The sequence below is a fragment of the Gammaproteobacteria bacterium genome, from assembly GCA_029884425.1.
Classification (GTDB): Bacteria; Pseudomonadota; Gammaproteobacteria; order S012-40; family S012-40; genus JAOUHV01.
In genome coordinates this window covers 1-9,404 of sequence record JAOUHV010000074.1, presented here as the reverse complement: position 1 = coordinate 9,404, position 9,404 = coordinate 1, and the positions used below count along the sequence as shown (strand labels likewise).

The 9,404-nt window shown below is 52.4% G+C and carries 8 protein-coding genes; 3 read left to right on the top strand and 5 right to left on the bottom strand.

Annotated features, from left to right (window positions below):
• The first annotated feature begins 3 nt into the window (after positions 1–3).
• Complete coding sequence (locus OEW58_13605) at positions 4–807, top strand: GIY-YIG nuclease family protein (GenBank protein ID MDH5302382.1); 804 nt, start codon at positions 4–6, stop codon at positions 805–807.
• 98 nt (positions 808–905) lie between these two features.
• Positions 906–1,601: a hypothetical protein gene (locus OEW58_13600; GenBank protein MDH5302381.1), complete on the top strand. Its 696-nt coding sequence runs from the start codon at positions 906–908 to the stop codon at positions 1,599–1,601.
• A 157-nt stretch (positions 1,602–1,758) separates the two neighbouring features.
• On the opposite strand, the gene OEW58_13595 is transcribed toward OEW58_13600, so the two are convergent.
• The 5 genes from OEW58_13595 to tgt form a co-directional block, all read right to left on the bottom strand.
• Positions 1,759–3,141 carry a choice-of-anchor A family protein gene (locus OEW58_13595; GenBank protein MDH5302380.1) on the bottom strand — a complete coding sequence of 461 codons (1,383 nt, stop codon included), beginning with the start codon at positions 3,139–3,141 and terminating at the stop codon, positions 1,759–1,761.
• A 540-nt stretch (positions 3,142–3,681) separates the two neighbouring features.
• The gene (gene secF / locus OEW58_13590; GenBank protein ID MDH5302379.1) at positions 3,682–4,626 is read right to left on the bottom strand and encodes a protein translocase subunit SecF; all 945 of its coding nucleotides are present in this window, start codon (positions 4,624–4,626) and stop codon (positions 3,682–3,684) included.
• A 9-nt stretch (positions 4,627–4,635) separates the two neighbouring features.
• Complete coding sequence (gene secD / locus OEW58_13585; GenBank protein ID MDH5302378.1) at positions 4,636–6,510, bottom strand: protein translocase subunit SecD; 1,875 nt, start codon at positions 6,508–6,510, stop codon at positions 4,636–4,638.
• Positions 6,511–6,531: 21 nt separating this feature from the next.
• Complete coding sequence (gene yajC / locus OEW58_13580; protein ID MDH5302377.1) at positions 6,532–6,864, bottom strand: preprotein translocase subunit YajC; 333 nt, start codon at positions 6,862–6,864, stop codon at positions 6,532–6,534.
• 39 nt (positions 6,865–6,903) lie between these two features.
• The gene (gene tgt, locus OEW58_13575) at positions 6,904–8,019 is read right to left on the bottom strand and encodes a tRNA guanosine(34) transglycosylase Tgt (protein ID MDH5302376.1); all 1,116 of its coding nucleotides are present in this window, start codon (positions 8,017–8,019) and stop codon (positions 6,904–6,906) included.
• Between the two features lie 142 nt (positions 8,020–8,161).
• Between tgt and OEW58_13570 the strand changes: the two genes are divergently transcribed.
• Positions 8,162–9,404: hypothetical protein (locus OEW58_13570; GenBank protein MDH5302375.1), on the top strand; the 1,243-nt coding region annotated here is incomplete at its 3' end.

The following is a 9,404-nucleotide window of genomic DNA, read 5'->3' as shown; positions in this document are numbered from 1 at the left end:
ACCATGAACAATTACTATGTCTACGTTTACATTGACCCTCGTAACTTAGAGGAATTTTATTTCGGTAAGGGGCGTGGTTCCCGTAAAGACGCGCATCTGTCCGATACTTCGGATTCAGAAAAGGCTCGCCGCATCGCGGCGATCCACAAAGCCGGGCTTAAACCTATTATCCGCGTGATCGCTCGCAACCTCTCCGAGCACGATGCACTTCTAGTAGAAAAAACGTTGTTGTGGAAGCTTGGTCGACAACTAACGAATGTTTCCTCTGGGCACTACTCGGAGAATTTTAGGCCACACAACACTATGCACTTAGAACTGTCTGGCTTCGATTTTCAGTCCGGTGTCTACTACTACAATGTCGGCGAGGGGCCGCATCGGAACTGGGACGATTATAGGAAATACGGTTTTATCTCGGCTGGTCAGGGCATTCGCTGGCGTGATGCAATGCTCGGGTTTCAAAAAGGCGATGTTGTGGCAGCTTATCTAAAGAATCACGGCTTTGTAGGCATTGGTGTACTCACCGATCGTGCTAAACCAATCCGTTCAGTCGCAATAAAGGGTAAGCCATTGCTAAATCATAAACTACATTGCCAAAACATGGCGGAGAATGCGGAAGCCGATGAGCTTTGTGAATATGTCGCCCCAGTTAAATGGGTGGCCGCAGTTGAGCGTGACCATGCCAAGTGGAAAACGAAGGGTGGGATCTATACCACTACCCATGTGCGTGCTTCTCTGGATGGTCAGCCAAAAACCATTGCGTTCCTCGAAAAGGAGTTTGGCGTAAATGTCAAAGAACTTGTGGCCTAACTATGCGCTCGTTCGGACGCAAACTACGCTGCGCTTCGTTTGCGCCGCACAGCTTCAACGTTATGGCATATAAAACTTATGACCTCGAGATATAAACTATGGCTAGCATAGGCTCTACATATTTCTATCTAGGCGTACCAAGTTTACCGCCAGATGAATTCGAGAAATATGCGACTCGTGTATTTGAAGAGTGGGAAGTCTATGTAGGAAATAATCTGTCCCTTCAAGATTATTCTCTCTCCTTAGAGTTTGAAGAAGGTTCAATTAAGGCCGCATCAACGATTGGTGCCACATTGGCAGCGATATACATCGGAATCGGTCAGTACGGCTCGTTTATATCAGGTCTTGAAACCATTCAAAGACAGGTCAAAGATGCTGGCGATTTCCTTAGCGAACGAGCATCTGCACCTTTCCAAGGAACAAGAATAAAGCCACGAGTTCAAAAAAGAGGCGATTCTCTTGCAAGCTTAGAGAAATTATTTGTGAAGGTGCAAAGCTCGGAGATAACAGTTGACGATGCAATGGCAGAAGCTGAACGGATATTTGGAGATGAATTGGCAGAAGCTCCTGGATTTGTGGGCACACTGAAAAATTCGTTAGAAGATGCTCCGCTTTACGGCAAACAAATTAGCCTACCTCTTGAAGATTTCGACACAGGTCAACTCTTACCAAAAGAACAGCATGCATCTTTACCGAAACCAAAAAAGCCTCAGCCGCCCAAGCATAAACTCCGTGTTGAGGTATGGCGAGAAACAAAGGAAAGCGAGCGCAAAGTTCGAGTGGTAAAACTCTAGCTCGGATAGGTCCGATTAGCGTAGCAAGTAGCCCCGCACAGGTGGCAAGCAAACCTGAATCACGCACTACACGACAACCCGAACCTGAGCCCGCATAGACAGACATAAAAACAAAGCCGCCTAGTAGGCGGCTTTGTGTATTGCTAAAATTTTTCGTTTACGCTGCGTTGCGCTTCAGTCGCATCAGCCCCAGCAGGCCGAAAGCAAACAGTATCCACGTCGCAGGCAATGGCACTTCTGTTGGATCTTCGCCTCGGAAGTAGCGGCTGTTGATTTGCGAAGAACCGGAAATATTGTCCGCATACAAACCGCCGAAAATCGTACCGTTGCCTGCGGTGTGCACATCAGCATTGGCGGCCAGGATGGTGCCGTAAAAACTGCCGCTCAATTTCACCAGTTCAGCCTGGTTCATGTTGAACAGCACATTGGTTTCATCCATGCCCACAAACTGAAATCCACCGGGCGAGACAATATCCACCACACTGCCGGAAACGTTGACGATAAACGTGGAATCATCAAAACCTTCGAAGCGGATGCTGGCAAATTTGCTGAGCATGCTGGCATCGACATCAAACACATTCAGGCCATGTTTGCCGCGCAAAATGTAATTGTCGACGCTGGGGTTGTTGTCTTCCTGAACGACGTCAGCAGTTTTGTTCATCGCTGCGTATTCTGCGCCTGCGCCGATGATGGCCTGGGCAATAGCAAAGTGATCAATCGCCGCTGACACATGGCTGTCGATAGTGACGCTCGGCAATGTTGCCTTGCTGGGGCCAAGCAAATGTTTGTTGGGGTCCAGCCAGAACGTGTTGCCTGCACCCACGCCGCCATACGCTTCGATCACACCGGAGACACTGCCGGACACGCCTGTAAACGTACCACCGACGTGCACATCCGATTTCAGCGCGTGATTATTGGTTCGATAATTTCCATTGGCGCGGAAGGCGTTGCCGACAACAGAACTGCCTTCCTTGATCTCGATATTGCCCAACGCATTGATGTTGCCGTTGACGCCAACCTTGCTGGTCAGCACATTGCCACCGCTGTTGATGTCACCATTGATGCTGCCGGTGGTCACGGTCACGTTGCCCTGACTCAGCACATTGCCTTGTACGGCGAAATTTGAAGTGCTCAGGCTGCCGTTATTCACGATAGTTGAGCCTGCGGCCATGCTGCCGCGAGTGATGGAAACATTGCCGCCGGAATTAATACCGCCACCGATGCCTACATCGGTTGTCGTCACGCTGCCATTGGCCTGAATGCCGCCATTTTTTACCGCGTGTCCCTGCAGCAGCACATTGCCGCCGGAATAAATGGAGTACGGCGAGCTGACATTATTGCGACCGACATCACCACCGACATAGGTCACATCACCACCGGAGCCAATCATGCCCTCGATGTCGGTGGACTGATAATTGAAACTGCTAATGGCGTAGGCGTTGAACTGGCCAACCGCCTGCAGCGTAGTCGCCTGCAAGGGAGCGGCAAAAGCCAGTAGCAGCCATGGAGAGAAACGGCGGATTTTTGCGAACATCAACATGAACACGACCTGCTAACAAACTGATCATTGTTCCGTCACTGGAATATGGCCTGGGCTGGAATAAAAACTGGCCAAGTTTCACGCCCTGAGAGACTATGCCTTCAGTCCCTCACCTGCAAAACAGGACAACATGCGTGGTTATTATACAGAAAAAGCCCAACCCTGACACAAAACTTTAACAACCCTACCTATCTACTTGTTTTATATTGAGTTCGACTGAGGAATTATCCAAAAGATGTAGCTGCACATCTTCCGCAAGCACAGGCAGCGGAGTCGCATCCTGCGCCGGCCATTGCTCTACAAAATGACAATCACACACACATTGGCCGGAGGAGGGCTGCATGGGCTTACGTCCCTGCAGACGGCGTAATCGGCTTCGTACTTTGCATTCACATGTCATTGGCGTGTCCGGTCCTTGGTAATTATTGGCTGAGTTTAATTCGGCGCAAGCGTATCACGTATTGAATGGACGGAAATAGAATTGATGACAAAAAAAACCGCCAAAATTTGGCGGTTTTTTATTTGAAACGAATCTGCGCACTACAACAGCGGCGGACCGTCAGCATCTTCGCCTTCTTTCTGCGGCGGCATCAGGTCTTCCCGGCTCACGCCCAGCAACAGCACGGATGCACTGGCGACGTAAATCGATGAGAATGTTCCCACCGCAATACCTATCAGCAGCGCCGTAGCAAAACCGTGAATCAGCTCGCCACCGTAAAAGAACAGTGCCAACAACACCAACACCGTGGTGAACGAGGTCATGGTGGTACGTGACAAGGTTTGGTTTACCGAGGTATTAATGACTTCTCGCGGAGTACTCTTGCGCATCATGCGGAAATTGTCACGCACCCGGTCAAACACGACAATGGTGTCGTTGAGCGAGTAACCAATCACCGCCAGGATGGCTGCAAACACAGTCAAATCGAACTCGACCTGAAAAATCGACAAAATGCCCACGGTAATCCAGATATCGTGAACCAGCGCGATAATGGAACCCGCAGCGAAGCGCTTTTCAAATCGCAGCCAGACGTAAACCAGAATACACGCCATCGCCGTCAACAGCGCCAAACCGCCTTTTTCAAACAGCTCGTCGCCCACTTGCGGCCCGACGTATTCCACCCGGCGCATTTCCACCGGCTGCTGCGATGTTTTCTGCAGCACCAGCATCAGTTGTTCGCTGAGTTTGGCGTTGCTCAACTCTTCCCTGGGCGCAACACGCACCAGCACGTCCTTGGACGAACCAAAATGTTGCACAATCGCGTCACCAAAACCCGAGCCGTGCAACGCGCCACGCACCACGGTCAAATCAGCAGGCTCCTGGTATCCCACTTCGACCAGCGTACCGCCAGTAAAATCGATTCCCATGGGAAGGCCGCGAACCACCAACGAGATGGTGCCCAGCAGCAAAACCAGCAACGATACGGCTATCGCAATCTTGCCTTTACCCATGAAGTCATAGTTAGGCGTTTCTTTAAACAGTCTCATGCTCAATTCCTAAATGGAAAGCTTGTCGATCTTGCGGCCGCCATAAGCCAGATTCACAATGGCGCGGCTGAACATAATTGCGGTAAACATCGTGGTCAAAATACCTACCGTCAACGTAATCGCAAAGCCCTTGATCGGACCTGAACCCATCGCAAACAACACCACGGTCGCAATCAGCGTAGTGATGTTGGCGTCCAAAATGGTAACGAACGCTTTGTCATAACCCTGCTCAATCGCCCGCTGCACACTCACACCGGCACGCAATTCTTCACGTATGCGTTCATTGATCAACACGTTGGCGTCCACCGCCATACCGACCGTCAACACGATACCGGCAATACCTGGCAAGGTCAGGGTGGCCTGCATCATCGACATCACCGCAATAATCATGACCACGTTCGCCGCCAGCGCAATGTTGGCGATGAGACCAAAGCCACGGTAGTACATGATCATGAACGCAACCACCAGCGCAAAACCAATCACTGCCGACGCAAAGCCCTGGTCGATATTGTCTTGTCCCGAGCTTGGACCAACAGTACGTTCTTCGATGATATCCATTGGCGCAGCCAGCGCACCGGCGCGCAGCAGCAATGACAAGTCACGCGCTTCTTTGGGCGAATCCAGACCGGTGATCTGGAAACGCGACCCCAGACGTTCCTGGATGCGCGCAACGTTAATAACTTCTTCCTGCTTGCGTTTAACGCGAACCACCTGGCCGTCCACTTCGCGACGATCCACTTTGGTTTCGATAAACACCACCGCCATCAATTTGCCAACATTATCTTTGGTTGCATTGGTGAACAACCGTCCACCTTTGGCATCCAGGGAAATCGAGACTTGCGGACCGCCGGAGTTAGTGTCAATGCCTGACGATGAGTCAACGATGTAATCGCCAGTGAGCATGACTTCGTTTTGCAACAAAATCGGATCGCCGCTGCGCTCTTTGTACAAAGTTGATCCTAAAGGCACATCGCCGCGCGCTGCCGCGATTACGCTGTTCTCCTCATCGACCATGCGGAATTCCAGGGTCGCAGTCGCGCCCAGAATTTCTTTGGCACGCGCGGTGTCCTGCACGCCTGGCAACTGAACAACCACGCGATCAATGCCTTGTTGCTGAATCAATGGCTCAGCAACACCCAGCTCGTTCACACGATTGCGCAAGGTAGTGATGTTTTGTTGCAGGGCAAATTTCTTGATTTCAGCCAATCGAGCCTTGGAAGGTGCGGCGACCAGATAAGCAGCATCTGGCTCATCATCGTCGCGATATTCCAGCTCAGAAAATTCTTTGCGCAATAGCCGACGTCCCTCGTCACGGGATTCGGCATCGCGGAATTTCAAACGAATCGCAGAAGTATCATCTGCGACATCGCCTTCGAGTTTGATACCCAGGTAACGAACTTTTTCTTCACGCAGTATCGAGCGAAAATCATCGCGGTAACGATTCATCGCTTGCTGTGCCGCCGCCGTCATGTCCACTTCCATCAGGAAGTGCACACCACCGCGCAAATCCAGACCCAAGTACATGGGCAGCGCACCCAAACTGGCCAGCCACGCCGGCGTACTTGGTGCCAAATTCAGCGCCACCACATAACCCGTGTCCAGTTTATCGAACAGCAGGTCCTGTGCTTTCAACTGGTCTTCGGTGTCATTGAAGCGTGCCAGTATCCCCCGCTCATCCATCACAATGCTCTTGGGTTTCAGACTAGCTTCGTCCAGCACTGCCTGAACCTGACTCAGCGTACTGGGCGTCACTTGTACTGTACGTGTTGCAGAAATCTGTACTGACGGATCTTCACCGTACAAATTTGGCAGCGCATACAGCCCACCCGCCACCAGCGCGGCAAAAATGATCAAATATTTCCACAGGGGATACTTGTTCAGCATGAAGTCATCCTACGTATTCGTTTAGGGCTGGTAAGTTCCCTTGGGTACCTGAGAGCTGATGTATTGACGCTGTACTTTGATCGCCAGTTCGTTGGCAATTTCGATGGTGACGAAATTTTCGTCAACCGCTTTCACTTTGCCCACGATACCGCCACTGGTCAAAACTTCGTCACCAACAGCGACTGAATCCACCAGTTTTTTGTGCTCTTTGGCGCGTTTTATCTGTGGACGAATCAACAGGAAATAAAACACCAAAAAGATCAAAATCAGCGGCAACATGCCCATCAGTGCATCGCCCGTCGAAGGTGCTGCAGCAGCGCCTTCCGCCATCGCGTCAGAGATAAAGAAACTCATGACTATTATTACTCCCTCACAGATTAAAAATGACCGGCATTATGACATAGCAGGCACGGCTTGCCCACGCATGGCATAAAATTCGTTTACAAACTCATCAAACCGCTCTGTCTCTATGGCAGCGCGGATATTTCGCATCAGTTCCTGATAGTAGTAAAGGTTGTGAATCGTGTTCAACCGCGCTCCCAACAATTCCTGGTTTTTATCCAGATGGCGCAAGTAGGAGCGCGTGTAATTTCGACAGGTGTAACAACCACACTGTTCGTCCAGTGGACGGGTGTCTTTTTCATATTGCGAATTACGAATGCGGATCACGCCGGCATGGACAAACAAATGCCCATTGCGCGCATTACGTGTGGGCATGACGCAGTCAAACATATCAATGCCGCGACGCACACACTCGACGATGTCCTCAGGCTTGCCCACCCCCATCAGATAGCGCGGCTTGTCGTTGGGCATGATCGGCGTCAGGTTATCAAGCACATGCTTCATTTCTTCCTTGGTTTCGCCCACCGACAGACCGCCAATGGCATAGCCATCAAAACCAATTTCCAGCAAACCGTTCAGCGACACTTCGCGCAATTGGGGATACATGCCACCCTGCACAATGCCGAACAGCGCATTGGGGTTGTCACCATGCGCGTCTTTGCTGCGCTTGGCCCAGCGCAAGGACAGCTCCATGGATTTTTGCGCCTGCTCTTCCGTCGCCGGATACGGCGTACATTCGTCAAAAATCATCACGATGTCCGAACCCAGCTTGCGCTGCACGGCCATGGATTCTTCCGGCCCCATGAACACTTTGTCGCCATTGACCGGATTGCGGAACATCACGCCCTGCTCGGTGATTTTGCGCAGCTCGCCCAGACTGAACACCTGAAAACCGCCAGAATCGGTCAGAATCGGTCCTGACCAATTCATAAAATCATGCAAATCACCGTGAGCCTCAATCACATCCGTGCCGGGGCGCAACCACAGGTGAAAGGTGTTGCCCAGAATAATCTGCGCCCCCAGCTCGCGCAGTTCATCCGGCGTGGTAGACTTGACCGTGCCATAAGTGCCTACCGGCATAAACGCAGGCGTTTCCACCACGCCTCGCTCAAAAATCAACCGACCACGACGCACCGGCCCCTGGGTTTTCATTAATTCAAATTGCATGTTCGGATCATCAACCGCGAAAAAGCGACCAATCTACTGCCTCTGGCAGAATTTGCAAGCCCTGAACGGCAGGTGACAGCCAAGGACACTATTTGATATGTTTGCCCACCAGGGGAAAAATAATCATAAAACGGGGAATTACATGACTCTGCCGCTAAAAAGCTCCGCCGTCTGCGCACTGATCGCCTCGACACTGCTGCTGGGCGCCTGCTCCACAAGCGAGGAAGACGCCGGAGTGTGGTCTGTGCAGGACGTCTACAGCGGAAATAGCGTCAGCAAACCTCAGGTTGCCCAGGCCGGCAATGGCGACCTCATCGTCATTTGGCAGGAATTTGAACGCGGCGACATCCAGGCTGACACCGCCAAAAATGCCGCCCATGACCCGCAAAAAACGGACCCCGCCCTGATTCTGGCCAACAGCGAACACGGCGCCCACGATCACTATTTCCAGTGCCAACGCACCAACATCTGGGTGCGCCGCTACGACGCCGCCACCGACACCTGGGAAGCAGCAACGCAACTACAAACTGGCAAATGGCGCAAAACCACCACTTATCTGGCAGATGACTCACTCACGCCGCCACTGACGGCAGACCAGTATGAGCTGGACGAAAACGTCGCCAAACCGCTGGACAGCGGCGCTACCCTCGCCCTGGATGGCAGCGGCAATGCGCTGGCAGTGTGGAATCAGAATCTGGTTGACGACTGTAATGCCATCCCTACCGTCGCCACCGCACCGGTGCTGTACGCCGTGCGCTATGACATCACCAGCCGCAGCTGGGCCAGCCCGGCGACCGTACAAAACAACAGCAACAACATCGCTGATGCCAAAAATCTGCAAATCAAGTTGAACAGCGCCGGTGCCGGCCTGATCGCCTGGGAGCAAGTGCTCAATGACAGCCAGAATGTCGGCGCCCAAAACCTGCCTGCGGTCTACGCCGCAGGTTACAACGGCACCACGGTGGGCACTCCCACGCTGATCAACGACAGCATCACCTCCGGTGGCTATACCTTGCTGGCCGCCGCCAGTCAGCCCGCACTGGATGTAAACAGCAACGGTGATGGCGTAATCGCCTGGCGTCACGTGCCACGCAAGGCCAACATTACTGACGAACCGGTCAGCGAAATTCGCGTCAAACGCTTTACCGCCACAGGCAGCAGTTGGGGCACGTCCCTGACCTTGGGCAGCGGCACAGCACGCACTGCCAACTACACACCCAGCTCCAGCGTCGAAAGCCCTGCCGTCACCCTGGATGACAGCGACCGCATTTGGACCATCTGGATTGACGACAGCCGTACCGACACCAACAGCGGCACCATCACCAATCGTCTGGCCAAAACTATGGTCAACGATGTTTCCGACGCCGACGTGATCGGCACAGCAC